Raw genomic sequence first — 26992 nt, 5'->3', positions numbered from 1 at the left:
ACATGCTGGGCTATACGCTCCGACGATTGGGTAGTGCGATACCCACGATATTCATCATCATCACGCTGACGTTCTTTCTGATCCGGCTTGCGCCCGGCGGACCTTTTGACCTTGAAAGGCCGATTGATCCACTGATCCTGGAGAACCTCAAGAAGGCCTATAATATGGATGCGCCGCTGTGGCAGCAGTATCTGATTTATCTGGGCAATCTTCTGCACGGCGATCTTGGACCGAGCTTCACGCGACGCGACTTCTCGGTGAACGATCTTTTCGCTTCCGGCCTGCCGGTTTCGATCATGCTCGGCACGCTCGGTCTGACGCTTGCAGCGATCATCGGAACATTCCTCGGCACGCTGGCGGCATTGAAGCAGAACTCAGCTGTCGACTATTTCGTCGTTGCGCTGGCTACATTCGGCATCACCACGCCCAACTTCGTCGTGGCCCCTCTCCTCAGCCTTCTGTTCGGCGTCATTCTCGGATGGGTTCCGGCGGGCGGCTGGTCTTCGGCCAATATAACCTACTGGATATTGCCGGTCCTGACGCTTGCATTGCCGCAGGTCGGCGTCATTGCGCGTCTCGTGCGTGGCGCGACGATTGAGGCATTGCGCGCCAATCACGTGCGCACCGCGCGCGCCTATGGCCTGCCGTCACGGGTGGTTGTGGGTGTGCATGCCTTGCGTGCCGCCATGCTCCCCGCCGTATCCTATCTCGGCCCGACGGCTGCAGCCCTGCTCACAGGTTCGGTCGTGGTCGAGACGATCTTCGGCATTCCCGGCATCGGTCGTTACTTCGTGCAGGGCGCGCTTAGCCGCGATTACACCCTCGTCATGGGAACCGTTGTTGTCATTTCGGTCTTCGTCGTGGTGTTCAACCTGATCGTCGATCTTCTTTATGCATGGCTTGATCCGAGGGTTCGCTATGACTGATCTTACTGTACCGACGGAAACAGCCCGGCTGGAAGTTCCAAGCCGCTCGCTCTGGCAGGACGCATGGTTGCGCCTGCGCAAGAACAAGGCTGCCGTGGCAAGCGCTATCGTCCTTCTTCTGATGGCTTTTCTGGGCATTTTCGGCCCGATGCTGAGCCCGCACCCCTATGATAAGATTTATCCGCAGTTCGTGCGTGTGGCACCGAGCCTCGAAGCCTATCCGCGTGAAGATACAATCATGCCTGGTCTTGAACGCGAACTTGCCCGGGCGCGGCTGAAAGCTGCCGGCGAGCCGGAACTGAACGGCAACAATGTCGTTGTCGACTTCACCGCACAGCGTCCGACGGACGAGCGTGTGCTGCGTTATTTCCAGCGCTCCGACCTGTTCAGCAATCCGAAAATCGAGATCGCTACTGACGGGCTGTCGGGCAAGCTGACCCTCGACGTGGCGCGCAATTATTTCCTGCTCGGCACCGATAATCTGGGCCGCGATCTGATGACGCGCATCTTCATCGGTGTGCGCATGTCGCTTGCCATCGGCCTGCTTGCCTCGGCGATGGCACTGGTTCTGGGCGTGTCCTATGGCGCTGTCTCCGGTTATCTCGGCGGGCGCATCGATAATGTGATGATGCGGCTCGTGGATATTCTCTATTCGCTGCCCTTCATCTTCTTTGTGATATTGATGCTCGTCTTCTTCGGGCGATCCATTTTCATCATCTTCATCGCCATCGGCGCGACGGAATGGCTGGATATGGCGCGCATCGTGCGCGGACAGACATTGAGCCTCAAACGTCAGGAATTTGTGCAGGCTGCGGAAGCGTTAGGCGCGACACGGCGCGGTGTCATCACGCGCCACATCATTCCGAATGCGCTCGGCCCGGTCATCGTTTTCGTGACGTTGCTGGTGCCGAAGGCAATCCTGCTCGAAAGTCTCCTCTCCTTCCTCGGTCTCGGTGTTCAGGACCCCCTCACCTCTCTGGGGCTGCTGATTTCCGAAGGTGCCCAGAACATGCGCGGCGCAAGCTGGCAATTGATCTGGCCTGCCGCAACACTGACCATCATCCTGTTTGCGCTGAACTTCCTTGGCGATGGCCTGCGCGACAGCCTTGACCCGAAGGATCGCTGAGATGACGAGTGAAAACATTCTGAGCGTGCGCGACCTGAAGGTCACATTCGACACGCATGACGGTCCGGTAGAGGCAGTGCGCGGCATCAATCTTGATGTCAAAGCTGGTGAAACCATCGCCATTGTCGGCGAGTCCGGCTCCGGTAAAAGTCAGACCACCATGGCAATGATGGGCCTTCTGGCCCAGAACGGCAAGGCAACCGGCCAGGCGCTCTATCGCGGTCAGGATCTGATCGGCATGTCCGAAAAGAAGCTGAACAATATCCGCGGCGCAAAGATCACCATGATCTTTCAGGAGCCGATGACGTCGCTCGATCCGCTTTACCGCATCGGCGACCAGCTTGCCGAGCCGCTTCGCTATCATCGCGGCATGAACAAGAAGCAGGCGCGCCCGCGTATTCTTGAACTGCTCAAGCTGGTTGGCATTCCGGAGCCTGAGCGCCGCATCGACAGCTATCCCTATGAGCTGTCGGGCGGGCAGCGTCAGCGTGTCATGATCGCCATGGCGCTCGCCAACGAGCCGGATATCCTGATTGCGGACGAACCGACGACCGCGCTGGATGTCACCATTCAGGCGCAGATTCTCGATCTTCTGGCCGATCTGCAGAAGCGGCTGGGCATGGCGGTGGTCTTCATCACGCATGATCTCGGCATCGTGCGGCGCTTTGCCGACCGGGTCTATGTGATGCGTTCGGGCGAAGTGGTTGAAACCAACGAAACGGAAAAGCTCTTCACCGCACCGGAGCATCCCTATACGAAGATGCTGCTCGACGCGGAGCCAGAAGGCGAAAAGGCCCCTCCCCGTGACGACGCGCCGGTGCTTGTTCGCGCCGACAATGTGAAGGTCAATTTTCTTATCAGCAAACCATGGCTCGGCGCTGCGAACTATCTCACCGCCGTCAACAATGTCTCGCTGACATTGAAAGAAGGCCAGACCATCGGCATCGTGGGTGAATCCGGTTCCGGCAAGTCCACGCTCGGTCGCGCTATTCTGCGTCTTCTCCCATCAGAAGGCCGCATCGCTTATCTCGGCAAGGAATTGCCGACGGAATCGCAGGCGATGCGTCCGAAACGCCGCGAATTGCAGCTCGTTTTTCAGGATCCTTTCGGCTCGCTCAGCCCGCGCATGACGGTGGGACGCATCATCACCGAAGGGCTTCTGATCCACGAACCGAACCTTTCGGCGAAAGAGCGTGATCGTCGCGCGCAGGAGGCCCTGCGGGAAGTCGGCATGGACCCGGCCATGCGTAATCGCTATCCGCACGAATTTTCCGGCGGCCAGCGCCAGCGCATCGCCATTGCGCGCACGATGATCCTGAAACCGCGCGTGATCGTGCTCGATGAGCCGACAAGCGCACTCGATCGTTCGGTGCAGAAGCAGATCGTCGCCCTGTTGCGCGACCTGCAGAAAGACCACGGCTTGTCCTATCTCTTCATCAGCCACGACATGGCGGTCGTGCGGGCCGTTTCGGACTATGTGATTGTGATGAAGAACGGAAAGATTGTCGAACAGGGCGATACCGAACAGGTCTTCGATCACCCGCGCGAAGATTATACCAAGGCTCTGATGGCGGCGGCGCTCAGCGAAGAGCGCTTCGGTACGTGATGTAATGACGGAATGAAAAGCGAAAAGGGCCCGATTTCAGGCCCTTTTCATTTGAAAGAAGCTCAAGCGACGCTGTGCAGTTCGGTGCAGACCTTGTTGCGGCCCAGATGCTTGGCACGATAGAGCGCCGCATCTGCCCTGCGGAAGACCGTTTGGAAATCTTCGTTACCCGGCATGCAGAAAGCGATGCCTGCGCTGGTCGTCGTTGAGAAATCTCCAGCCGAAGCCTCGAACACGATCGCCGAAAAGGCTTTCCGGATCGTGTCGGCCAAGGCAAGAACATCGCTATTATGTTTCTGCCTCAGGATCAGAACGAACTCCTCACCGCCGATGCGGGAGATGAGGGCCGCGCCTTTGACATGGCTACGCAGAACGCCGGAGAACGTGTACAGCACTTCATCCCCGACGATGTGGCCATGCGTATCATTGATGGATTTAAAAGCATCAAGGTCGAAGATCACGACTGAATCCCCGAGCTGCAGTTCATTATCGTCCAGCACGTCATAAAGCGCGCGCCGGTTCAGCAATCCGGTCAGGCTGTCGGTACGCGCCTCGTTGGCATGACGACGCGCAATGCGCGACTGGGTGAAATTCAGCGACAGCGCGCCAATACCCGTAATGCCTATGATGGCGGTGATGGCATTGATATCTTCGGCCCAATTGCTTGGGATCGTAGTCATGACCCACTGTTGTTGATGCAGGATGAAAGCGCCGCACAGAAAGAATGAAATCGCTGTCAGGGTATAAAGAACGATCATGCCAATGACCGGGACCGGCGCTTCCCGATAGACATGGAAATATTCTTTCGCCGTCAGCAGGAGCAACAGGGCCGAAGTCAGGTTGAAGATCGCCGTGCCGGTGCCCGTCTGCCCGGCCAGAATAGGCAGCGTGGTTGCGCATATGACGGCAATCGCCAGAACGACCAGAAAGCTCCGTTGTATCGGACGTCCGGAAATCTGCCGTGACCCGACAATCAGGAAGATGAAACCGACGCTCTCCAGAGCGAAGGCGACAATGGAGGCCGTAGCCAGCGGCAAAGGCCCCGCATAGTAAAGTACTGCCCCCGTGCCGAGCAGGATCATGCCAAGGCAGCCCCAGAGCAGAAATTTGTCACGCGAGTTCTGATACCAGACGCTGAGAATCGTCAGCCCTACTGCCAGAGAGCAGATACCTGTCGCAAAAAACAAAGTGTTCTGGTCGAGTCCCAAAGCTGCACTTCCCCCGCTGCATAGCCAAGTGTAGTTCAGCTCTTGATAATAAGCGATAAGCAATATGTTTAAATCGATCAACCATCGGTCGACATGATGCCATATCTATACAGAACAGATGAGCTATGGTTAATAATCGCCATACATGGCTTTGGTAAAAGAGGTCGAGATGTTGAAAATTGCATTGCTGGCAGGCAGCCTGACACTTCTTGCAGCACCATCGTCTTTCGCCGACGAACAGACAATCGAAGGCGTGGGCCTCGGCAGGGAAATCACCTGCACCTCCGGCGATGTCGGGATTTACGGTGCGGAAAATAACGTCAAGCTCAAGGGAGAATGCGGCCATGTCACCATACATGGCGTTTCTCATACAGTGACGTTCGAAAACGCCCGGAAGCTTTCGGTATCCGGCACGGACAACACGGTTTCGGGCGGAGCAACGCAAAATCTGATCGTTGAAGTGTCGAACAATCAGGTAACCGCCACCTTGAAGAAAGGAACGGATCCTTCAATTCTGGAGGTTTCCGGCGCGGAGAATATCGTCAACGTGAAGGTCGATGGGCCTTCGCAGTTCGATGTCAGCGGCGCGAACCATCAGGTGACCTGGTCGCTTGCAGGCGGTTCCGCCGAACCGACGATCTCGATCTCCGGCGCCGATAACGATGTAACCAAGGCTGAATGAAAATGATCTGCGCGGCACCGTGGTCTGGCGCCGCGCAGATTATCGATTTCAGGCTGCCAGCGAAGCCATATCGATGACAAAGCGGTAGCGTACGTCGCTCTTCAGAACGCGTTCATAGGCTTCGTTGATCTCCTGAATGTTGATCTTCTCGATTTCCGAAACGATGTTGTGCTGGCCGCAGAAGTCCAGCATTTCCTGCGTTTCCTTGATCGACCCGATCATCGATCCTGCAAGCGACTTGCGGCCGGGAATGAGCGAAAACGCATGCACCGGCACCATGTCTTCGGGAACGCCAACGACAACCATCGTTCCGTTTACCTTAAGCAGGCCAAGATAGGCATTCCAGTCGATAGCGACGCCAACCGTGCAGATGATGAGATCGAACGATCCCGCCAGTTTCTCGAAAGTGGTTGCGTCGCTAGTCGCATAATATTCATGGGCGCCGAGCTTGAGGCCATCTTCCTTCTTGGAAAGTGACTGGCTTAGAACCGTAACATGCGCGCCCATGGCATTGGCGAGCTTGACGCCCATGTGTCCGAGTCCACCCATGCCGACAATCGCCACACGCTTGCCGGGACCTGCATTCCAGTGACGCAACGGCGAGTAGAGGGTGATGCCTGCACAGAGCAGCGGTGCTGCCGCATCGAGCGGGAGATTATCCGGGATCGAAAGGACATAGCCCTCCTTGACCACGATATGATCGGAATATCCGCCCTGCGTCCGCGCCTTTCCCTCCGCATCGGGGGTGTTATAGGTCTGGATGAGGCCCGGAAGATACTGCTCATTGTCGACATCACGGCTGGCGCAGCCGACACAGGAATCCACGAAGCAGCCGACGCCTACCTTGTCGCCGACCTTGAACTTGGTGACGGCATTGCCGACGGCAGTAACGACACCTGCGATCTCATGTCCCGGAACGATGGGATAAACTGCATTCTTCCATTCGTTGCGGACGGTATGGATGTCGGAATGGCAAACGCCGCAATACTGGATCGAGATGACCACGTCATCCGCGTTGGGCTCGCGCCGCTCAAAAGTGAACGGAACCAGCGGCTCATCCGCATCCGTAGCAGCGTAACCTCTTGCTATGGCCATGATAGACTCCATTTATTGGATTGGGGAAGCAGGCAGAATATGCCGGAAGCAAGGGCAGAAGCGGTAGACCGATCCTGCAAGCTTCTTGCACGATCCTGCAAAACTGCCTGCTTCGCGATTGCCGATGCATGCCTGCCTGATCAATAATTGCTGTATTCTATCTCATCTGAAGCGGATCACCTATGACGTCACTGAACGACACCTACGAGGAACTTGCCGCGCTGGCGGAGCGTTTCACCGCACAGGACGGCGAATACCGAACGCCGATCGAAGGTCTGGGGATCAGCAGGCGGACGACGCCGAGCATACCGTGCCACAGCAGCTATCGGCCCTGTCTCGCCATGGTGTTGCAGGGCGCGAAATCTTTGCGTCTCGGTTCCGAGACGATCAACTATACCAAAGGCGAATATCTGGTGACTTCGCTCGACCTGCCCGTCACGTGGCGGGTAGTCGAGGCAAGCCCGGAAGCACCGCATCTGTGTCTGGCTCTTGCCATCGACAGCGAAAAGCTCACCGACCTGATCGGACGCGCCGACGTTCGCAGGCACATGATGGGCGTTGGCGATCAATGGGGCATTACCGTCAATGCTGCGCCTGCGGGGCTGCTGGATGCAGCCCTGCGCCTGCTGCGCCTTCTTGACAATCCCGAGGATATTCCGGTGATGGCACCGCTGATCGAACAGGAAATTCTCTATCGTCTGCTGACGGGTCCGGGCGGTGAGCGTTTGATAAACATCGCAACCGCCGACAGTCAGGCCAACCGGATAGCCCGGGCTATCGCTTGGCTTCGGCAGAACTTTGCAGCACCACTGCGGATCGAGCAGCTTGCCGAACACGTCAATATGAGCGCGTCGTCATTTCATCATCACTTCAAGGCGATCACGGCAATGACGCCGGTTCAGTATCAAAAGCAACTGCGTCTGAACGAGGCGCGCAGGCTGATGCTGGTCGAGCGGCTGGATGCCGGTACGGCTGGCCATCGCGTCGGCTATCAAAGCCCGTCGCAGTTCAGCCGCGAATATAGCCGCTTCTATGGAAACCCGCCGATGCGTGACATCGAAGCGGCTTAGATAGCAGAACGGCGGAACTCTCGTTCCGCCGTTCTATTGTCAGTGCCCCTGGCTGTTGCGGACTGCTGCAACATCTGCCGCCTTTACCGGGCCTGCACTGTTACCCCATGCCGAGCGGACGAATGTGGCCAGTTCGGCAACTTCATCATCCGACAGGCGGTCGGCATAACCCTGCATCACCAGACGCATCGGACGCTTCGCCGTGGACGGAACCTCGGCGCCATGCAGGATGATCGAGATCAGCGGTTTCGTCTCCGAACCTGTCACAAGATCATTACCGGCAAGCTCAGGAAAGATTTCCGGCGCGCCCTTGCCCGTCACGAAGTGGCAGGCGGCGCAGTTATCGATGTAGAGACGTGCGCCCAGAGGCATATCCGGAGAAGCTTCCGTCAGCATCTTTGTCGTTGCTTCACCGGCCGCATCGGCCGGAGCCGCTGGCAGCGCCATCGACGCCTTTGAAGCGAAGCTCTGCGGCACTTCGACAGCCGCACCGTCGATCCCCTTCAGGAAAGCGGCCATCGCCAGATTGTCTGCATCGGTGAGATGCTGCAGCGAATGCTCGACAGCGAGGCCCATTTCGCCATTGGCTGTTGAATGGGAATTGCGGCCTGTTGCGAGATAGGTTGCCAGCTCCTCGATGGACCATTTCTGCGGAGCGGAATTGGCACCGCGCAGAGACGGCGCATTCCAGCCATCGACAACACCGCCGGTTAGGAAGTCCTTGTCACCGACCTGCGTGCCGCTCTGCGCCATCAGCGGATTGCGTGGGCTGTGGCAGGCAGCACAGTGTGCCGGTCCTTCGACCAGATACTGTCCGCGATCCTCTGCTTCCGACTTGCCGGCGGCCTTGAAGCCCGCTTCCTGGCCGAGAGCAAGCCAGTTCCAGGCGCGAATGCCGAAACGCATGTTGAACGGGAAGCCGAGCTTGGTTTCCTGAACGACATTGTTCACCGGCTCCACCTGATGCATGAAATAATCATACAGAGCGCGGACATCTTCTTCCGTCAGCTTGCGATAGTTCTCATATGGCATTGCTGGATAAAGATGCGAGCCGTCGGCACGAATGCCATCATAGAGAGCGGCGCGAAACTGATCGAGTGTCCAGTTTCCAATGCCGGTTTCCTTATCCGGAGTGATGTTGGTCGTCCAGATCGTACCCATCGGGCTTGCAATCGGGCGGCCACCGGCAAAGGGCTTGCCGCCTTCCGCCGTATGGCAGGCCATGCAGTCGGAGGCATACATGACATATTCGCCCTGCCCTTCGGCAGGCTTCCAGTCTGCGGCCAGTTCCTTGGTCGGTTTAGTCAGTTGTACCGGCACGAAGATGAAGGCCAGCAGTGCGACAATACCGATGACGACCAGAGCGCCGATTATGCGAAGAAAAGTTTTCATCACCATTCTCCTCAGATCAGCGGACGCGGATTGGACAGATATTGCGTGCGGATCGCATGCGCAGTCGAATAGGCAAGCCCGCCGAGCAGGCCTGTCGGATTGTACTGCGTGTTCTGCACGAAATTGCCCGCGCCGGTCATGAACACATTGTGCTTGTCCCATGCCTGCGAGTAGCGGTTGACCACGCCCTCACGCGGGTTTTCCGACATGCTATGGCCACCCGTATTGTGCGTCGTCTGATAGGGACGCACGTCATATTGCGCGCCTTCCTTCTTGAAGGACGACTGCATCAGGTCCGGGTTCATCGTCTTGGCCAGTTCTTCCATCTTGGTCTTCATGTACTGGGTCATCCGGATATCATTCGGATTCCAGTTGAAGGTCATGCGCATGAGCGGGCGACCGTGACGATCCTTGTAGGTTGGGTCCAGATCGAGATGGTTGGTCCTGTAAGCCATATGCGAGCCATGGCTGCCGATGGACATGGCATGGCCATACCATTCAGCAATTGCCTTCTTCCATGCACCGCCCCAGCCCGGCGTACCGGACGGCAGTGGCATGCTGCGGATCGGCTGGCCGTTGGTCTGGCCTGCGCGCCAGTACGAACCGCCGATGAAGCCTTCTCGTCCGAAATCGATCTGGTTGACACCGAAATCGTCGATGCACATGCCGTTCGCGCCGGTGCCGATGAACGGATTGAACTCTTCATCCTTGAAGAAGAGCGTCACACCGCCATTCATCTGATAGGCATAATTACGCCCGGTCACACCTTCGCCCGTTGCCGGATCGTATGGCTGGCCGATGCCGGAAAGCAGCGCCAGATGCACGTTGTTGAGCGAGAAGGACGCAAGAATAACGATATCGGCGGGCTGGAACACTTCCTCCTGCGTCGCCTCGTCAAAATAGGTCACGCCCGTAGCCGTCTTGCCGTCTGGCGCCATCTCGACACGCAGAACTTCCGACTCCGTGCGATAGGAGAAGTTCGGCATGCGCTTCAGCGCATCGAGGATTGCTGTCTGAGGCGAAGACTTGGAATACTGGTAGCAGCCGAAGCGCTCGCAGAAACCGCAATGGTTGCACGGTCCCATCTGCATGCCATATTCATTGACATAGGCCGTCGACGCGATGCCGCCGGGCGACGGGAACGGATGATACCCCATGCCCTGCGCGGCATCGGCAAACTTCCGGCCGTCCCAGGTCGTGTGCATCGGTGGCATGGGATAGTCGTTTGAGCGCCATCCCTCAAACGGATTACCGCCTTCGGCGATCTTGCCCTTGAGGTTGCCAGCCTTGCCGGAAATACCGGCAATATGCTCGAAACGGTCGAAGAACGGTTCCAGCTCGTCGTAATGGATCGGATAATCGCCCAGAAGCATGTCTTCCGGAATGATCTGTTCGCCCCAGCGTTCCTGCACATAGGAGCGCAGGCGCAGCTCTTCCGGCTGTGGACGCCAGTTCAGGCCGTTCCAGTGCGTGCCCGCTCCGCCAACGCCGTTGCCAGGCAGAAACGAACCAAAACTGCGATACGGCAATGCAACTTCATTCTCGTTGCGTCGGATCGTGACCGTCTGCTGGCTGGCGCGCTGCATCAACTTCAGGCGCACGCCATATTTCAGCTCATCGATCATGTTGGGATACTTGAAATCGGGGACCGTGTTCTGGTCGTGACCGCGCTCAAGCGCAACGATTTCAAGCCCTTCCTGAGCCAGTTCCATGGCCAGAATAGCGCCGGTCCAGCCAAGGCCGACAACGACCACGTCTTTTTTCTTTTCCTGACGTGCCATTGTTAAGCCCTCTCGCCCTTGATCGAAACCGGGCCTAACGGGTAGCGAACATTGTAGCGTTCGACCCATTCCTTGTAGCTGCCGCGCGCGCCGGGGAAGCCGATATAGCTCCAGGCCTGCATGCCGTGATTGCCGCCATACATCGGATCGGCGAAATAGCCTTCCTTGGTGTTCTGCAACAGGACTGTGAAGAAGTCGCGCAGTTCAGGCTGCAAGCCGACCTCCCCCTTCTGCAGCGAGGTCAGCGCCGCGTCTTGCTGTTCCGCCGTCAAGGCCGAGAACGCAGCGCCATGCTTCTGCTCGCACCACGCATTGAAGGCAGGAATACCCTGCCTGTAAATCTGCGCAGGGTTGAGCGGCGTCTGCCAGCCGCGCGTCGGATCGGCGGACGCATCGTGGGGACCAACCATGTACCAGTCATCCGCGCGACCGTAATCACCGGCAAGCTGGAGATCGATGAAGACAGGAACACGGGCTTCGATAGCGCCTGGACCATCGCCTTCAGACGGGATCAGTCTTGCCGTTGCGGCGAGAATGAAAGCCCATTCGACTTCATTGAAATATTGACGTTCATATTCTTCGAGTGGAACCGGGGGAGTTTGTGGTTCCGCTTTAGCTGAGACAGCGAGCCCTGAAAGCATCACGCTTGCCGCGGAGGCTTTCAGAAAACTGCGACGACTCGGATATCCGGGAAGGTCGGTCATTGTCGTTTCCTGCCGATTAGGTGGGTAAGACTTTTGGAGGTGTTTCCGAGAAAATTCCACGATACGCAGATGAGAAACATACGCTCTGGATACACAAGCCTCCAGAATTGTTCAAACAACTTGTACCCTAGTTGTGCATAACCAACCTGCGTTCGCTATAAGACTAGAGCCTTAGCGCAATCCGAAAAGGCCCGGAGAATGACGAAAATCCGGTCGAATGACGCCGAGGCGCGGGCAGTTTTCACAATCACGTGAAGACAATCCCTGCCCGCCACATATTGCCCGGTCTTGCAGTTACGATCACCCATCAAAGCTGAATTGGGTTCGCCTGACCGGAACCGGCAGCAGCTTTTCACGTTGAAAGCGATGGCCGGAAGTGGCCATTATGGTGCTGTCGCGGTTTGCACGCGACTGGAGTGAAACGAAGGGAGGTCAGAAAAATGAAGGCACGCACAGCGACTGTCGGTGATCTTGAAAGCGTTTTTCACGACCTTTCGAGGCGTATGGCGATCGAATATATCGCCGCCGGCAAGGATACTAAAGCCGCTTATGACAACCTGATGATGAACCTGCGGGAAGGCCGTGCACATGCTTTGCTGCAGGACGGCAAGGTGGTTGCTATCATCGCCTGGCATGAGGGCGACGGTGCCACCGATACGCTTTTTGCGGCGAAGGAAGAATTTTTCAACCGAAATACCGTGCGTTTCTGCAAGCAGCATATCCGGCAGATTCAGGCTTTGGCCGGTGATCTGCCAATCCATTCACGAAGCTGGCTCGACCGATCCGACATCGTAAAATGGTTCAAGATCATTGGTTACCAAGAAAAAGGAACCGACAATGGTGCCCGCCTCTTCGAACTGCCTGCCCGCCGTGATAGCATAGTGGCAGCATGACATCTCGCCACCGGAGCAAGTTCCGGTGGCGTTTCTATCCCTCGCCTGTTTGAAGCAACAACCGAATTCCGTTTTTCGTTTTCTGTGAATACAAAGTAAAATCAAAGACATAAAATAATTACTGGAGCCAATTGCGAGTCTCGCATGAGTTGCGGGGAAAGATCGCTTCTTTCAAGCCTTTAACGCATTCCTGACGATTAGCCGTTATTTGGAAAGATGACTGCCATTCGGGGGAAATCATGGCTTGGAAATTCATGCTTGCAAGTGCCGTTCTTGCCGTAACTCGAACGATGCCGAGGGGTTTCGTTGCGCCCACGGGACCAGCTGTGGTCTCCGATAATGCAATGGAAATGGAACTGAAACCCGCACCGATCAATCCTGACTGGGTGCTGGACGGCACTCCGCAGGCGCGCTCCAGCGAGCAATCAGCAAGCCGGGACGGAGCCGCCTATACGGCCATCTGGGATTGCACCGCAGGCACTTTCCGCTGGTATTTCGGCTGGGATGAAACCGTCTATATTCTGGAAGGTGAAGTGCACGTTACCGACGCTGACGGCGGCACGCGCACCTTGCGGGCTGGCGACGTTGCCTATTTCCGGGGCGGCACATGGGCAACCTGGAAAATCGACAATTATCTGCGCAAGGTCGCCTTCATGCGGCGCACTTTGCCTGCACCCGCTTCGTTCCTCTATCGCGCCAGCGACGCGGTGAAACGGCGGCTAGGACGCCGCAAGAGCGGCGCGCTGAACTGATTACCGGTTTGTGATCGGGATGGGCGCCGCATCCGCGCCCATCACGTTGACGAACAGTCCGATATTTCAGTATAAATCAATGACGGCTTTCGCCGTACATGATGGGAATGGGGTTCTCCCGAAACTGCCAGCAATTGGCTGATGACTCCTGCTTGAATTGAAACAGGAGAAGAGTGCGTCGCAAGACCTCTCGAAGTGAGATATTCTATCGAATTTCCAGACGTCACCGACTAATCTCTATCCATTATTGAAATGGACACAGAACAATGCAAGCAACCCTCATGGTAGCGCTCGGTGGAGCGATCGGAAGTGTCGCGCGGTATTGGCTGGCCCTCTTGATGCTGCCGATAAGCCGCGAACTTCCCTGGGGCACCATCGTCATCAATATTGCCGGCTCTTTTGCAATCTCGTTCTTCGGTGCACTGACACTGGAGCAAGGCCGTTTTCCCATACCGGAAATCTGGCGCCTCGCCTTCATGGTCGGCGTGTGCGGTGGCTTCACCACTTTCTCGTCTTTCAGCCTGCAAACGATGGATCTTCTGCGCGCTGGACAACCCGGCAAAGCCCTGTTCAATATCGGTTTTTCGGTTGTGCTTTGCCTGATCGCCGTGTGGCTCGGGCTGCTTGCCGCAGAACGCTTCAATGGTGGTATCGAACAGGTTGCGCAGAATGTAATCGAAGAAGAAGCATCATAAGCTTCACATACGATTGCAACAGCAACGGCCGGTGTTAACGCGTGCCGTCCGGCTGTGGGCGCACAACGCGCTCTAAATATTTGTTTTAACGCGCATCTTATCCGAAAACCGTTTCACACTTTTCGGGATGAGCTCTAATGGACGCACGTGTGAAAGTGGCCCGGCTTTCAGATCCACGGCTCATATGAAAACACCCTCCATTTGCTATATTATGCAAATAAAAAATGAAGATATATTGACTTTGACGACTTTCATTTACTTAAAACGAATCAATTACTGGCCATAAATTAAGTTTTATGATATGTTTTACCTATATTATATTTTAGGATTTATAAATATGGGACTTGATACATTCTCTGTTCTTCAATCTCTTGCATTGTTTGCAGTCGTAATAGTGATAATGTTCATGATATTTATCGGCATTAATACCAATGGAACATTGTGATTTAATCACGACCTGCTTCACTGGAACGTATCTGGAAAAATGTGAAACAATTTCCGGGACAAAAGAAGACAGAACACTTGCTATAGCTCCGGAAAATATGTGCGACGCGACCTCTCAACGCTTTCCGTCACTAAATTTCTCGGTTGCGAAATCCAGGAAACTCCTGAGCTTGGGCGTCATCTGTCGATCTGAAGCATAAAGCGCATGCAGGGCGCGCGATGGGGGTTCGTATTCAGGGAGAAGCCGGATCAGCTTTCCTGACGATATCTCATCGGCAACCAGTTCATACGGTTGAAAGAGGATGCCCATACCAGAAAGCGCTGCAGCACGCAGTGCTTCACCGCTGTTGGCACAGAAACGACCTGTGATTGAAATAGTCACCTCTCCTTCCGGCCCAATGAATGACCAATGAGTGCGGAGCGATGAATGCGTGAAGATCAGGCATTCATGTTCGACCAGATCCTGCGGTGTCTTCAGGCTGCTTGCAGAATCCATATAGGCAGGCGCAGCACATAGAATAAGGCGATAGGGCGCAAGACGCTTGGCGATAAGGCTGCTGTCGGGGAGATCGCCAGCACGAAAAATCACGTCAAACCCCTCCTCCACCAAATCGACATTTCGGTTCGTAAGATTGAGGTCTACCGACACCTCGGGATGCCGCCTGAGATATTCCGAAAGTTCGGGCGCAAGCGCATGGCTTCCAAAAGTCACCGGAGCACTGACGCGAAGCCTTCCCCTTGGTTCAGACCTTGTCTCCGCCATCAATGCTTCGGCAAGGTCCATTTCCGCCAGAATGTTCTTCGCGCGCTCGTAGAACACTTGCCCGCTATCAGTAAGGCTTTGCCGACGCGTCGTCCTTGTCAGCAGTCTTACGCCCAGTCCGAGCTCCAAGGCACGTATCTGCTTGCCGGCAAGCTGTGACGACATCTCCAACTCGTGTGCCGCCGACGAGATGGATCCGGATTCGACTGCCTTTACGAAGACTCTCATGCCAGTCAACCGATCCATTACAAACAATCCGTTTCTATTATTGAAAAGTATGAACCATTTTATCCTCAGTGTTTCATAACTACAATATGCATGAAGCTGCCATTATCCCGCGATCGACCGGGACAGCACCATTTAGAAGGAAAGGCACCAAGCCATGCAACCCGTCTCTGATACAACAAGCACCGCGATCCGTCCCAGCGCACAGCAACCAACTGTAGTCCTCGTGCATGGAGCATGGGCCGATGGATCGACGTGGAGCCGACTGATCTCCCTGCTGCAGGAAAAAGGCGTGAATGTCGTAGCCGTACAGAACCCGTTGACCTCCCTGGAGGACGACATCGCGACCACCCGGCGCGCGCTTGAAAGACTGCAAGGCCCTGTTGTGCTGGTCGGCTGGTCATATGGTGGAGCCGTGATTACCGAAGCCGGCCAGAACGACAATGTGAAAGCACTTGTTTATGTGGCGGCCTTCGCGCTTTCCGAAGGTATGTCGGTCAACCAGACGGCCAAGGATTACCCGCCCCCTTCCGGTTTTAATCACGTCCAAGCCGACAAGGATGGCTTCCTGACATTGACATTGGAAGGTGTGCAGCAGCATCTTGCTCAAGACGTCGCGCCTGCACAAACCAAGGTGATATTCGCTACACAGCACCCAACCCACGCCAGTAGTTTCGATGGCAAGGTGTCCGTGGCTGCGTGGACGACGAAACCGTCCTGGTATGTGGTGAGTGAACAGGACCGCATGATTCAACCAGATCTCCAGACAGCAATGGCGCAGAAAATCTCCGCAAAGGTGACCACTCTGCCAGCCGGGCACGCACCGCACATTTCCCAACCGTCGGAAGTCGCAGAAGTTATTCTTGAGGCGATTGCCCACGTTACCCAGTAAAGAGAAGTTCGCTTTAGAACAGGCCACCACCACACGAAGCCTGCCCCCAAACCGGGGCGGGCTTTTTGCGTCTTACCAGAAATGTTGATGGAAGCAGGCTCTGGACCGTGCAGCTTGCACCGAAGCACCCGTTGCTCGCAACCGGAGTAACGCGATCGGCTTCGGTTTGGAAACGATAGGCGGCGGCTAGTGCCAGCGTTTAGATTTTATACTGAAATGGCGGAGGGGGTGGGATTCGAACCCACGGTACAGTCTCCCGCACGCCGGTTTTCAAGACCGGTGCCTTAAACCGCTCGGCCACCCCTCCAGACAATTGTTTTATCTATGCTTTTCACAAGTCTGGAAAAACAGCAAATCGCAGCAAGCTATCGATTTGCGCCCAATTGCTTAGCGAGTGACTTCTTAGCAGCTTTTCTTGCGGCGTCAACGTGCACTGTTTCATTTGCCAGCATTCTGAACAACACGGAACGAAACCGGCAGCGGATACCGATCACAATAGCTCGATCCAGCCTCCAAAACCTAACTTTCAATGTTACTGCCATGGCCAGCGGTTAAATGCGCTCTAAGTTCTTTGGCGCAGCCTCAATTGCAGATTGCCGTTCCGGCATCATTCAACACGGAGGATTCCCCATGCAGCACAAAATCCAGGAGAATATGGAAGTCATCGGCGCCGATGGCGTGCATGTCGGCACGGTCAATCGCGTCGAAGATAACCGCATCAAGCTGAAGAAAACCGATAATTCCGGCATGCACAGCGACCATCATCATTATATCGAACTCGGTTTTGTCGCCGATATCGAAGGTGACAAGGTCAGGCTGTCGGCCAATGCCGATGTTGCTGTAACCTTGGAAGAGGAAGCATCCGGTCGCCCAGTCGATCTTTGAAGCAATATCCAAGGCCGCTCATAACACGGGGCCAATGGCAGCCGTGTTATGAGACAAACTCCCCTCACCCGCTTCCCATTCTCGGTCCTGGCGCATTGTTGCAGATCGAGACTCCGATCTGATAGAAACTCAATGCCAAAACGCCGCAAGGAAGCAACCAGACTTGTCCTTTGCCACATTGCGGCTTAAACTTGAGTTTAATAATCAAAATAAGAAAAAGGGAAGCTATGAGTCTGGATTCTGTTAAGGCATTTTTTGCGGCCAAAGCGCCTGAAATCGAAGTGATTGAGCTGTCGACGAGCACCGCCACTGTTGTTCTCGCCGCCGAAGCGCATGGCGTGGAACCGGGACAGATCGCCAAGACGCTTTCTTTTTCCGCCAAAGACCAGACCATTCTTATTGTCACCCGTGGCGATGCGCGTATCGATAATCGCAAGTTCAAGGATCAGTTCGGAACCAAGCCTCGTATGCTTGATGCCGAGACCGTTCTTGCCGAAACCAGCCATCCGGTCGGAGGCGTATGTCCGTTCGGTCTGCCGAGCGCATTGCCCGTTTACTGCGATGTATCGCTGAAGAATTTCGAGGAAGTCGTGCCCGCTGCCGGAGCGACCAACAGTGCCGTGCGCATCGCTCCGCACAAAATGGCTGAGCTGGTCAGCGCCGAATGGATAGACGTTTGCCAGTAGGTCAGAATGGGCTTTTGCAGCGGGTCTGGGAGGAACTCGCGGTTATTTGATACCGGTAACAACTTTTCCCCTTTAAAGGTGAGAAAAGACTTCATATATTTTAAGAATGATTCTAAAGTGGGTTAAGAAACATATATATCCGCTTTAGCGCATGATCCGATCGAGCCTTGAACCTTTCCGGATCGCAAATGCGACAAGACCAGAATTTTGGAGCAGTTCCGAAACAGGGATAAACCGCTTTCGGTTTGGAATTGCGAACTCAAGGATTGGAGCATCGCGTCCTCGGCATCGAGGTTGCAGTTGTTCCGAGACGTGTTGAAAGGAACAGTGATGCGTCTTACCCGCCAGACGAATTATGCCGTTCGTATGCTCATGTATTGTGCTGCCAATGACGGCAAGCTCAGCCGCATTCCGGAAATCGCACGCGCCTACGGCGTTTCTGAGCTGTTTTTGTTCAAGATTCTTCAGCCGCTCGTTGAACATGGGCTGGTGGAAACTGTACGTGGCCGCAATGGCGGCGTGCGCCTCGGACGTGCAGCACAGGACATTTCGCTGTTCGATGTTGTGCGTGTGACCGAAGAAAACTTCGCCATGGCGGAGTGCTTCGAGAACGATGCCACCGAATGCCCACTGGTCGACAGCTGCGCACTCAATTCAGCGCTGCGCGAGGCACTCAATGCATTCTTCGCCGTGCTGATGAAGTACAGCATCGCAGACCTCGTCAAGGCGCGCCCGAATGTGCGGCACCTGCTTGGTCTCGATGAAATGGAAGAAGCGCGCGTAGCGAGCTGATAATTCAGCGCGAAGCTTGAAATAAAAAAGGTCCGGCTTAGAGCCGGACCTTTTTTATTCTGCGGCTGCGCGATAGGCAGACTGGGGCAATACAAAAGGCACCCCCTTTTCCGGCGGGACACCCACCCGCAACGTGCATTCATAAACACGTTCGAGCCTCTCGTCGGTCAGTGCTTCGCGCGGTGTGCCCATCACATCAAGCTTGCCTCTGTTCATGACCGCAATACGGTCGGCGAACATGGCAGTCAGGTTGAGATCATGCAGGATAGCAATCACCCCGCCGCCCGCTGCCGCGAAATCTCTCGCAATCTCCATCACCACAATCTGGTGACGTATATCGAGACTTGAAATCGGCTCATCCAGAAAAAGATAGCGCGCCTCACCATCCACAACCGGTTTCCAGACCTGACAAAGAACACGGGCAAGCTGCACGCGCTGCTGTTCTCCGCCGGAAAGTTCCTGATAAAGCCGACCGCCGAAGCCAGCGAGATCAACCCTTTGCAAAGCGAGATCGGGCAAGCGCTTTTCTTCTTCGCGAGAAACCCCACTATAGCCGCCGGTGAGCCCGATCTTCACGATCTCGCGGACCGTGAAGGGAAACGACAAGGCGCTTGCCTGTGGAAGCACCGCCCGCCGCGCCGCCATCTGCCACGGCTTGATTTCAGCGAAGGAGCGGCCGTCCAGATAGGCTGTTCCCGTGTAAGCGACGTCACCGGCAAGCGCACGCAACAGCGTAGTTTTGCCAGAACCGTTCGGCCCGACAATTGCGGTCACCTCGCCCGGATTAGCGGAGAAGGCGATATCGCTGATGATGGTCTTGCCTGACAGGCTTACGCCCAATGCTTTTGTTTCAATCATGATAGCCTCACAGATCGAGCAGGCCGCGCTGGCGCAGCAGTATCCAGAGGAAGAACGGCGCGCCAAAAAGTGCGGTGATGATGCCAATCGGCAATTCTGCCGGGGCCACAATCGTCCGACTTACCGCATCCGCCAGAAGCAGAAGCGTTGCGCCGAGCAGCGCCGACGCTGGCAGGAGATAGCGATGGTCCGGACCAATGCTGAGGCGCAGCATATGCGGCACCACAATGCCGACAAAGCCGATCCCGCCAGCAACGGCGACAGTCGCGCCGGTAGCTGCCGCTACGGTAACGATAGCGATGTTTTTGATGCGTTGCACCTGAATGCCGAGATGACCGGCTGCAGCCTCGCCCAACGCCAGTGCGTTGAGACCACGCGCAAGCAATGGCGAAACCACCAGAATGATGGCGATGATTGGTCCCGCAGCGCCAATCTTGGCCCAGGTGGAACCTGCAAGCGAACCAAGCCCCCAGAATGTCAGGTCGCGCAACTGTCGATCATCGGCCAGATAGATGAGCGCGCCGGTCGCAGCGCCCGCCAGGGCGCCAAGTGCAATACCTGCGAGCAGCATGGTAGCAACAGACGTACGGCCCCGACGCGTCGCGACACGATAGAGCAGCAAGGTGCTGGCAAGCCCGCCCAGAAATGCAGCCAGAGGCAAGGCATAGACGCCAAGGATCGCAATAACGGGAGCAAGAAAAGTGCCGCCCAGAACAATCATCGATACCGCGCCAAGTCCAGCCCCGGCGGACACCCCGACGAGACCCGGATCGGCCAGAGGATTGCGGAAAAGGCCCTGCATCACGGCACCGGAAACCGCTAACCCCGCCCCTATCAGCATACCCATGACGATACGCGGCAGGCGGATCTCCATGATGATCAGGTGATCGCGACGGAATGCATCCGCGCCTTCGGCTGCGCCGGAGGAGGTCAGAGCGCGCAGAACCGAAAGCACGGACGCATCCGAAGCGCCTGCTGTCAGGCTGAACAAAGCCGCGATGCATAAAGCAACGGCGAGCAATATGATGGTGAACCGTGCACGTGCGGCACGGTCTCCCGTGATGTCACCTTCTGAGGTGGTGACTTCATTTTCTGATTGACGCGCTGCAAAGCGCTGTTCGCGCGCTACGCGACCTTGGCTGGTCATTTCGAATAATCCTTACAATCAGACTTGCGTGCTCTTCAATCCCGCAAGTCTGATTATGTTATTGCGCTGCAGAGGCGCCATAGAGTTTTGCTGACAGGTCCCGAATGGCAGAACCAGTTCGAGGCCCAAATCCCAACAGATACGACGCTTCCATCGAAACGACATTCTTGTTACGCCCTGCCGGTGTTGCAGCGATAATGGGATTCTTCAACAGCGATTCCGGCGTCATCCCGTCCGCTCCCGTATCCATCATCAGGATCATATCGGGCGCGGCCTTCTCGACGGCTTCGTCGGTCAGCTGCTTATATCCGTGAAATTCGGTGATGACGTTTTCACCACCGGCAAGCTCAATCATGCCATCGGCCGCAGTGCCTGTGCCCGAAGCCATCATGCGCCCGCCGGGCGCCGACAGAACGAAAAGTACACGCTTGCGCGAACTGTGGCCAGCTGCGGCCTTCTCAGCCGCTTCGATATCGCGTGAGACTTCGCTCGCAAGCGCCCTGGCCTTCTCTTCCAGACCGAGAGCCTCGCCCACGATCTCGATTTTCTTGACGACGCTTTCGCCGGTATAGGTTTCCGGCACAACGATCATTGGCACAGACGCTTTCTTCAAAACATCGAGCGTATCCTGTGGGCCGCTGCCTTCAAGGAGCAGAATGCCGGTTGGATTGACCGAGAGCACACCTTCTGGTGCAAGCTGACGCATATATCCGATATCCGGCAGCTTCTTTACCGCGTCGGGATAGGCGCTTGTCTGGTCGCGCGCGGCGAGCATCTTTTCTGCGCCAAGAGCGTAGACGATTTCCGTCAGCGAGCCGCCGACGGAAACGATGCGCGACGTATCGCCGAAATGGTCGACGGCTTCTGCGCGTGCAGCACCACCAGCTGCCAGCGACAAAGCGATGGCAGCCAGAGCAGCTCCGCGACTGAAGCGCAAGGAAATGAACGACATTGCCGTCACCTTATGCAGCGGAAGACTGCGGCAGACGCGGAAGGTTTTCCGCGATCATGCGCCAGTCGGCTAGTTCGGCTTCGCCTTCATGACGCTCACCAAAGAACTGAACAATCAGTTCGCCATTGGCATCATAGGCCTCCAGCGACGTCACATGCCCGTCCTTCGTCGGCTTGCGCACAACCCAGACGTCAGCGATGTGATCGAGGCGCAGATGCATATGGAACGTCGGGTCCAGCACGTTCAGCCACGGGCCCATCATCTTGATTTCATGGATTGGGCCAGTGTGAATCTGGATGCAGCCACGGCTTCCGACAAAGCACATGATGGGCAGCTTTTCCTGCACCGCATGGTTCATCATGGCCTCGACCGATGACGTATCGACACGCCAGGCGAAATCATGACCGGCAAGATGCACAGCCTGATGGCGGTCCACACCGAAATCCTTCAACAGGCCAACGAACTGGTGCACATCGGTGAGTGCGCCCCAGCGTTCGCGGAATGCGTCGATATCGAGAAGCGATACGTCTGCCTTCGGTCCCTTTGTTGCAAGCGCACTGGTCTCAACAGCTGGCGACTGATCGTCCAGCAGCAAATCGGCGACAAGAGCCTCATAGGCTTCAACGTTCGAAGCTGGGCGCAGATGAATCTTGAAAACCGCCTCGCCCGTGGCATCGAAAAATTGCAGGCTGCGACGCGTTGCTTCGCCATCCTGCTTGGCAACGGCAAAACCGTGAACCCAATGCTTCGGGAAAATACGAAGGTCGATTTCCTTGCCGAGCGCCAGCGAAGCATGTTGGCCCCAGATCGTCTTCTCAAAAGGCCCGATCTTTTCATGAACGACGCTCTCATTACGCGTCAGCGCCATGATTTCGCCGACAGCAGCAATGCGGTTCAACAGCGTTTCGACATCGGCGCGAATACGGCGCGCCGAAATGGGGGCTGCTATATCCTGTCCGCAATGTGCTGCTACAAAATCGGCTTCTGATACACCGAGGCTCTGCGCAAAATCACGTTCGCGCATTTTCGGATTATCAGCCCGTGCCTTGAGGATCTGCTCTGGGGAGGGCTTGGAATGGGTCGTCATCTGATGGTTGCCTACTTGTTTAGGATGAGCTTGCCTTGGCGGGTGATCTTGAGACGATAGAGCGAACCGCCGTGCTCTATGCCCACTTCCCGGGAGCCGTCGAAGAGTTCGCGACTGCCATAGGTTTTCAATTGCGGCTCAAGACCACCTTCGCCGAAGCGAGGTTTCGCCTGAGCTGGGACAGACCCGGTTGAATCGCTGCGGAGCTGGCTTTCAGGAATGCGATTTGCGGCTCGTTCGGAAACGGGTCCGCGTGGTAACCGCACCTGCATGTCGATATGGATTCGCCTGTTCATTTTCTCGCCTCAGCATCGACTTTCCACACGGTGATGACAGCAAATTTGTTTTGTTGACATCAACAGTCATGTTTATTAATCACTGCATTACTGGAATAATCGAGTCAAGTTTAAATCTCGCTTTTTCCGCGCAAGCCCGGAAGAAATCCTCTTCCCAGCCAGCACGCGCCTTCTCCCGAGGGGGAAGTCATAAACAATTGAATTTTTTAATTTCTTCGTCACCCATCGGGTCGGCGAAGCGCGTCTGGGTCATGAAGGAAACATTGGAAATGCGGGCGACTGGTGGGGTTCACAAACGGTCAATTCTGGCGAGCACGGGGCTTGCTGTCATTCTGGTGGCGATGACGTCACAAGCCTTTGCGCAGGAACAGAAAGCTTCTGAAGAAGAAGCTGGCGTCGCGTTGAAGACGATCACCATTCGCAGAGCGAACGACGCTCAGGCGCCGACTTCCGTTGCGGCACCGGTTGGCAGGGTTGACCGCGAAGAGATCAATCGTTTCGGCGGCGCGAAGCTCGACGACGTGTTGCGCGGCACCGCTGGCGTGTTTACCTTGCAGAATGCTTCCAATCCCGGCGTTGCGGTCAATATTCGTGGTTTTGAAGGCTCCGGCCGCGTCAACATGATGATCGACGGCGTACCGCAGAGCTACCGCAACACCGCGCACGATGCGCAGGGCTATGCCTATATCGACCCGAACCTGTTATCTGAAATCGACGTGGCGCGCGGCGCTGTGACGACCGAAGGCGGCACTGGCCTTGCAGGCAGCGTCAATTTCCGCACCCTCGGCGTCGATGATGTCATTCTGGATGGCAAGGACAAGGGCGTCCTCGGCCGCGCTTCCTGGGGTAGCAATGGAACCGGCTTCTCCGAAATGCTGGCCGGTGCCGCCCGCGTCAATTCCATCGGGATTGTTGCGGCCATCAGCCGTCACGACTCCAACGATTACAAGAACGGCGACGGGGTGACCGTCGAGAAAACCGGCGAAGAACTGACTTCCGGCCTGTTCAAAGCTGAGTTCGGCCTTGGCGAAGACCAGAAGCTGACGCTTGGTGGCGTGCTCTACAACAACCACTACGGAACATATGCGAACGGCTACCGTCCGGGAACCTATACGATCTACGATATGTTCCTGCAGAACCGCACGTTCTTCGCACAGTACAACTACAATCCGTCCGACAACGATCTCATCGGCCTCGACGTCAACCTCTACCACAACAGCACATTGCAGAACTGGGAAGACGGCAATGGCAGCTTCGTAGGACGGCAGGTTTCGACCGAAACCACCGGCATGACGGCCTCGAACACGTCGCGCTTCACCTTCGGCGAAGTGGCGGTCGCGTGGAAGAACGGCTTTGAAATCAACCGCGACACCGCTGGCGGCACCCAAACGGGCGTCAATCCGACGGATGCCACATCCAATCGCGGCGCGGTTTTCTCGGAAGCGACCTGGAATTATCAGGCCCTGCAAGTCGTTACCGGCCTTCGTTACGATTATTTCAAGCTCGAAAGCGAAGACAGCTCGATCTCTAACAGCGATGGCGAATTCAGCCCCAAGGTCACCGTTGCCTATAACCTGACCGACTGGTTGCAGCCCTACATCACCTATGCGCATTCCATGCGTTCGCCCAGCCTGCAGGAAACATTCCTCGGTGGCGTGGCGCATACCGGAACCGGCATGATGCACGGCAATCCCAACCTTCGTCCTGAAAAGCAGCGCGGCTGGGAATTCGGCGTCAATATCGCTCGCGATGGCATCCTGACTGCTGAAGACGGACTACGCCTCAAGGCTAATTACTACACGATGCGTGTTGAGGATTACATCACGGCTGCATCCGACTACAGCCAGTTCATCAATGTCGACGGCACTTCGACAGTGAAAGGCTTCGAACTCGACGCGCGTTATGATGCGGGCTTCGCGTTCGGTGGCATTGCTTATACGCATTCCACCTCTGAACTGCCTGAGCAGACAGCTGGCATGGGCGCAAACCAGTATTTGCCGGAAGATGTCGTAACGGTTACCGCCGGTGCGCGTTTCTTCGAGCGCAAGCTCGAAAGCGGTCTGCGCGTTCAGCACGTTTCGAGCGGCAAAAGCATCAGCGGAAACGACACCGATCCCTACACGCTGGTCGACGTCTTCGCGAAATACAAGTTCACCGAAACGGTCGATCTTTCGCTTCAGGTGCTGAACATCGCCGACAAGGAATATACCCCTGCCCTCAGCACTTATGGTTCTGGTCGCGGACGTACATTCCTCGTCTCGACACAGTTCCAGTTCTAAAACTTTGGGAGGCGTTCTCGCCTCCCGTTCATGATCGTCACATCTTCGAAGACCGACCAACCTGACCGCGGCGGCCTTCTGATCCCGAGATGTGACGCGGCGGGTGCGGCCCCTACCGCTGCACTCGCCAAAAGTTATATAAAGTAGCCAATCCCAAACCTGATGGAAAAGGATCAGCAATGTTCATAGCCATGAATCGCTTCAAGGTTCGCGTCGGCAGCGAAGCCGACTTCGAGACCGTATGGAAAAACCGCGACTCGAAACTGTCCGAACTTCCCGGTTTCGAGAGTTTTCACCTTCTCCGCGGTGCGACCAATGAAGAGGAAGGCTACACGCTTTATGCTTCGCACACGGTCTGGCGCAACCGCGATGATTTCGTCGCCTGGACGAAGTCCGAACAGTTTCGCGATGCGCATCGCAATGCCGGAGACAACAAGCCGCTCTATCTGGGACCTCCGCAGTTTGAAGGCTTCAGCGCCGTTCTCGGCTCCTGACGCACGGTAGAAACGCCTATCCACAAGGTGCGGCGAAATAGCGCATAATGTCATAGCGGCGCCATTCGGAGGCCGCTATAACGATAGTAAAGCACCAATTATCTTTTAAAGATGGGTAGTTAACTCATATTTAGAATGATTCTAACTTATTGATTTTTAGAACATTTCAAAAACATAAAAATTGACAGAACGGAGCCCTACCAGCCATAACCTGACTTAATTTGGTGGGTTTTATAAACGCCACTTAAGTAATGCCTTTAATGTTCGGGCCTTTAACCCTTGCAGTTGGAGGAACCATTGACCGGTTCAGTTCGGCCTTGCGCCACGAGTGAAATAAAGCTGCCAGTTTTTCAGGTCAGCAACACAGTTGAAGTAAAGAGTGAGCCGGTAAAGTCTCTCCAGTCGACGCTTTTTGCGTCTGATTTCTGCTTTTCGGGCATGGGAGATACTTCCTCATGCTAGTCTGCAGCTGTAACGTTATTACCGATAAAGACATTGAAGCCGTTGTTATTGAGCTTCTCGATCAGGATTGCTGGCAACTTATCGTTCCTGGCACCGTCTATAATGTCATGTCCAAACGCGGCCGTTGCTGTGGCTGCTTCCCAAACGTCGTGGAAACGATCATAAGGGTGACTGAAGAGTATCATCTTCGTCATAACCAAATGGACGAAAACGTGGTCCAGTTCATGGATCGTGTACGTTCTCTACGCGACAAATTCGGGAGTTCATGGAATGAAAGGCGAACCAAAGGTCATCGAGCGGCTTAACGAGGCATTGTTCCTCGAGCTTGGCGCTGTAAACCAGTACTGGCTTCACTACCGCCTCCTCAACGACTGGGGCTTCACGCGTCTTGCCAAGAAGGAACGTGAAGAATCCATCGAAGAAATGCATCACGCAGACAAGCTGATTGACCGCATTATCTTCCTCGAAGGTCACCCGAACCTGCAGACCGTAGCTCCGCTGCGCATCGGCCAGAACGTCAAGGAAGTTCTGGAAGCCGACCTTGCAGGTGAGTACGACGCACGCGCTTCCTACAAGAAGTCCCGCGAAATCTGCGACGAACTCGGCGACTATGTTTCCAAGCAGCTTTTCGATGAGCTTCTGGCGGACGAGGAAGGTCATATCGACTTCCTCGAAACCCAGCTCGACCTCCTCGCCAAGATCGGCGAAGAGCGTTATGGCCAGCTCAATGCGGCCCCAGCCGATCAGGCTGAGTAAGCCAAATCCGCTTTGCGAATGGAAGCCGGGGCTTTGCGCTCCGG

Annotated in this window: 27 protein-coding genes, 1 tRNA gene and 1 riboswitch; of the genes, 16 read left to right on the top strand and 12 right to left on the bottom strand. The window is 55.8% G+C overall.

Annotated elements, in window-relative coordinates:
- Positions 1-2: 2 nt before the first annotated feature.
- The 3 genes from KWJ32_RS03105 to KWJ32_RS03095 are packed head-to-tail and all read left to right on the top strand — an operon-like array spanning position 3 to position 3658.
- On the top strand, positions 3-926 hold the full coding sequence (locus tag KWJ32_RS03105) for an ABC transporter permease subunit (protein WP_010658798.1): 924 nt from the start codon (positions 3-5) through the stop codon (positions 924-926).
- Positions 919-2052 carry an ABC transporter permease subunit gene (locus KWJ32_RS03100; protein ID WP_010658799.1) on the top strand — a complete coding sequence of 378 codons (1134 nt, stop codon included), beginning with the start codon at positions 919-921 and terminating at the stop codon, positions 2050-2052. Before KWJ32_RS03105 ends, KWJ32_RS03100 begins: the two co-directional genes overlap by 8 nt.
- A gap of 1 nt (position 2053) precedes the next feature.
- Complete coding sequence (locus KWJ32_RS03095) at positions 2054-3658, top strand: ABC transporter ATP-binding protein (RefSeq protein ID WP_012092994.1); 1605 nt, start codon at positions 2054-2056, stop codon at positions 3656-3658.
- A gap of 62 nt (positions 3659-3720) precedes the next feature.
- Here the strand turns inward: KWJ32_RS03095 and KWJ32_RS03090 are convergent, their stop codons facing one another.
- Positions 3721-4866, bottom strand: coding sequence for a GGDEF domain-containing protein (locus KWJ32_RS03090; protein ID WP_012092995.1), 1146 nt, complete (start codon positions 4864-4866; stop codon positions 3721-3723).
- A 169-nt stretch (positions 4867-5035) separates the two neighbouring features.
- Between KWJ32_RS03090 and KWJ32_RS03085 the strand changes: the two genes are divergently transcribed.
- A complete protein-coding gene (locus KWJ32_RS03085; RefSeq protein ID WP_010658802.1) occupies positions 5036-5548 on the top strand; it encodes a DUF3060 domain-containing protein in 513 nt (170 codons plus the stop codon).
- A gap of 48 nt (positions 5549-5596) precedes the next feature.
- Here the strand turns inward: KWJ32_RS03085 and KWJ32_RS03080 are convergent, their stop codons facing one another.
- Positions 5597-6643: an NAD(P)-dependent alcohol dehydrogenase gene (locus KWJ32_RS03080; protein WP_012092996.1), complete on the bottom strand. Its 1047-nt coding sequence runs from the start codon at positions 6641-6643 to the stop codon at positions 5597-5599.
- 182 nt (positions 6644-6825) lie between these two features.
- Here KWJ32_RS03080 and KWJ32_RS03075 point away from each other — a divergent pair, with 182 nt between their 5' ends.
- Positions 6826-7713, top strand: a complete 888-nt coding sequence (locus tag KWJ32_RS03075; protein ID WP_040128321.1) for an AraC family transcriptional regulator — start codon at positions 6826-6828, stop codon at positions 7711-7713.
- A gap of 39 nt (positions 7714-7752) precedes the next feature.
- Here KWJ32_RS03075 and KWJ32_RS03070 read toward each other — a convergent pair whose 3' ends face one another.
- The 3 genes from KWJ32_RS03070 to KWJ32_RS03060 are packed head-to-tail and all read right to left on the bottom strand — an operon-like array spanning position 7753 to position 11590.
- The gene (locus KWJ32_RS03070; RefSeq protein WP_012092998.1) at positions 7753-9105 is read right to left on the bottom strand and encodes a cytochrome c; all 1353 of its coding nucleotides are present in this window, start codon (positions 9103-9105) and stop codon (positions 7753-7755) included.
- Positions 9106-9116: 11 nt separating this feature from the next.
- Positions 9117-10886 carry a GMC family oxidoreductase gene (locus KWJ32_RS03065; protein ID WP_012092999.1) on the bottom strand — a complete coding sequence of 590 codons (1770 nt, stop codon included), beginning with the start codon at positions 10884-10886 and terminating at the stop codon, positions 9117-9119.
- A gap of 2 nt (positions 10887-10888) precedes the next feature.
- Positions 10889-11590 carry a gluconate 2-dehydrogenase subunit 3 family protein gene (locus KWJ32_RS03060; RefSeq protein ID WP_012093000.1) on the bottom strand — a complete coding sequence of 234 codons (702 nt, stop codon included), beginning with the start codon at positions 11588-11590 and terminating at the stop codon, positions 10889-10891.
- Positions 11591-12030: 440 nt separating this feature from the next.
- Between KWJ32_RS03060 and KWJ32_RS03055 the strand changes: the two genes are divergently transcribed.
- The 3 genes from KWJ32_RS03055 to crcB all read left to right on the top strand — a co-directional run bounded on the left by KWJ32_RS03055 (position 12031) and on the right by crcB (position 13930).
- On the top strand, positions 12031-12483 hold the full coding sequence (locus KWJ32_RS03055; RefSeq protein ID WP_012093001.1) for a hypothetical protein: 453 nt from the start codon (positions 12031-12033) through the stop codon (positions 12481-12483).
- Positions 12484-12722: 239 nt separating this feature from the next.
- Positions 12723-13235 (top strand): cupin domain-containing protein, encoded by a 513-nt coding sequence (locus tag KWJ32_RS03050; RefSeq protein WP_012093002.1) that lies wholly within the window; start codon positions 12723-12725, stop codon positions 13233-13235.
- Between the two features lie 94 nt (positions 13236-13329).
- Positions 13330-13393: riboswitch (Fluoride riboswitch) on the top strand.
- Positions 13394-13501: 108 nt separating this feature from the next.
- Positions 13502-13930 (top strand): fluoride efflux transporter CrcB, encoded by a 429-nt coding sequence (crcB, locus tag KWJ32_RS03045; RefSeq protein ID WP_012093003.1) that lies wholly within the window; start codon positions 13502-13504, stop codon positions 13928-13930.
- Positions 13931-14489: 559 nt separating this feature from the next.
- Here the strand turns inward: crcB and KWJ32_RS03040 are convergent.
- Positions 14490-15383 (bottom strand): LysR family transcriptional regulator, encoded by an 894-nt coding sequence (locus KWJ32_RS03040; protein ID WP_012093004.1) that lies wholly within the window; start codon positions 15381-15383, stop codon positions 14490-14492.
- A 136-nt stretch (positions 15384-15519) separates the two neighbouring features.
- Between KWJ32_RS03040 and KWJ32_RS03035 the strand changes: the two genes are divergently transcribed.
- Positions 15520-16254: an alpha/beta hydrolase gene (locus KWJ32_RS03035; RefSeq protein WP_012093005.1), complete on the top strand. Its 735-nt coding sequence runs from the start codon at positions 15520-15522 to the stop codon at positions 16252-16254.
- Positions 16255-16471: 217 nt separating this feature from the next.
- On the opposite strand, the gene KWJ32_RS03030 is transcribed toward KWJ32_RS03035, so the two are convergent.
- Positions 16472-16561, bottom strand: a tRNA-Ser gene (locus KWJ32_RS03030).
- Positions 16562-16884: 323 nt separating this feature from the next.
- On the opposite strand from KWJ32_RS03030, the gene KWJ32_RS03025 reads away from it, so the two are divergent.
- From KWJ32_RS03025 to rirA, 3 genes are all read left to right on the top strand, one after another.
- Positions 16885-17139 carry a DUF2171 domain-containing protein gene (locus KWJ32_RS03025; RefSeq protein WP_151609503.1) on the top strand — a complete coding sequence of 85 codons (255 nt, stop codon included), beginning with the start codon at positions 16885-16887 and terminating at the stop codon, positions 17137-17139.
- A 227-nt stretch (positions 17140-17366) separates the two neighbouring features.
- Positions 17367-17825, top strand: coding sequence for a YbaK/EbsC family protein (locus KWJ32_RS03020; protein ID WP_012093007.1), 459 nt, complete (start codon positions 17367-17369; stop codon positions 17823-17825).
- Between the two features lie 330 nt (positions 17826-18155).
- Positions 18156-18617, top strand: coding sequence for an iron-responsive transcriptional regulator RirA (gene rirA / locus KWJ32_RS03015; RefSeq protein WP_112587686.1), 462 nt, complete (start codon positions 18156-18158; stop codon positions 18615-18617).
- 54 nt (positions 18618-18671) lie between these two features.
- Here rirA and KWJ32_RS03010 read toward each other — a convergent pair whose 3' ends face one another.
- Genes KWJ32_RS03010 through KWJ32_RS02990 form a run of 5 tightly spaced genes read right to left on the bottom strand, consistent with a single transcriptional unit; the run spans position 18672 to position 22957 of the window.
- On the bottom strand, positions 18672-19475 hold the full coding sequence (locus KWJ32_RS03010) for a heme ABC transporter ATP-binding protein (RefSeq protein ID WP_010658816.1): 804 nt from the start codon (positions 19473-19475) through the stop codon (positions 18672-18674).
- A 7-nt stretch (positions 19476-19482) separates the two neighbouring features.
- Positions 19483-20622, bottom strand: coding sequence for an iron ABC transporter permease (locus tag KWJ32_RS03005; RefSeq protein WP_010658817.1), 1140 nt, complete (start codon positions 20620-20622; stop codon positions 19483-19485).
- Between the two features lie 58 nt (positions 20623-20680).
- Entirely contained in the window at positions 20681-21574 is an 894-nt protein-coding gene (locus tag KWJ32_RS03000) for an ABC transporter substrate-binding protein (protein ID WP_125300591.1), read from the bottom strand.
- 10 nt (positions 21575-21584) lie between these two features.
- Positions 21585-22661, bottom strand: coding sequence for a ChuX/HutX family heme-like substrate-binding protein (locus KWJ32_RS02995; protein ID WP_094515760.1), 1077 nt, complete (start codon positions 22659-22661; stop codon positions 21585-21587).
- Positions 22662-22672: 11 nt separating this feature from the next.
- Entirely contained in the window at positions 22673-22957 is a 285-nt protein-coding gene (locus tag KWJ32_RS02990) for a hemin uptake protein HemP (RefSeq protein WP_010658820.1), read from the bottom strand.
- A 197-nt stretch (positions 22958-23154) separates the two neighbouring features.
- Here KWJ32_RS02990 and KWJ32_RS02985 point away from each other — a divergent pair, with 197 nt between their 5' ends.
- The 4 genes from KWJ32_RS02985 (at position 23155) to bfr (ending at position 26948) form a co-directional block, all read left to right on the top strand.
- Positions 23155-25236, top strand: coding sequence for a TonB-dependent receptor (locus KWJ32_RS02985; protein ID WP_231771557.1), 2082 nt, complete (start codon positions 23155-23157; stop codon positions 25234-25236).
- 179 nt (positions 25237-25415) lie between these two features.
- Positions 25416-25730 carry an antibiotic biosynthesis monooxygenase gene (locus KWJ32_RS02980; RefSeq protein WP_010658822.1) on the top strand — a complete coding sequence of 105 codons (315 nt, stop codon included), beginning with the start codon at positions 25416-25418 and terminating at the stop codon, positions 25728-25730.
- Positions 25731-26185: 455 nt separating this feature from the next.
- The gene (locus KWJ32_RS02975; protein WP_012093011.1) at positions 26186-26497 is read left to right on the top strand and encodes a (2Fe-2S)-binding protein; all 312 of its coding nucleotides are present in this window, start codon (positions 26186-26188) and stop codon (positions 26495-26497) included.
- On the top strand, positions 26463-26948 hold the full coding sequence (gene bfr, locus KWJ32_RS02970) for a bacterioferritin (protein ID WP_010658824.1): 486 nt from the start codon (positions 26463-26465) through the stop codon (positions 26946-26948). Before KWJ32_RS02975 ends, bfr begins: the two co-directional genes overlap by 35 nt.
- Positions 26949-26992: the final 44 nt, after the last annotated feature.

Origin of the sequence: Ochrobactrum sp. BTU2, from assembly GCF_024539785.1 — a bacterium.
In the GTDB taxonomy this organism is placed as follows: domain Bacteria; phylum Pseudomonadota; class Alphaproteobacteria; order Rhizobiales; family Rhizobiaceae; genus Brucella; species Brucella anthropi.
The sequence above is the reverse complement of the archived record's forward strand: the minus strand, read 5'-3'. Positions and strand labels throughout refer to the sequence as shown.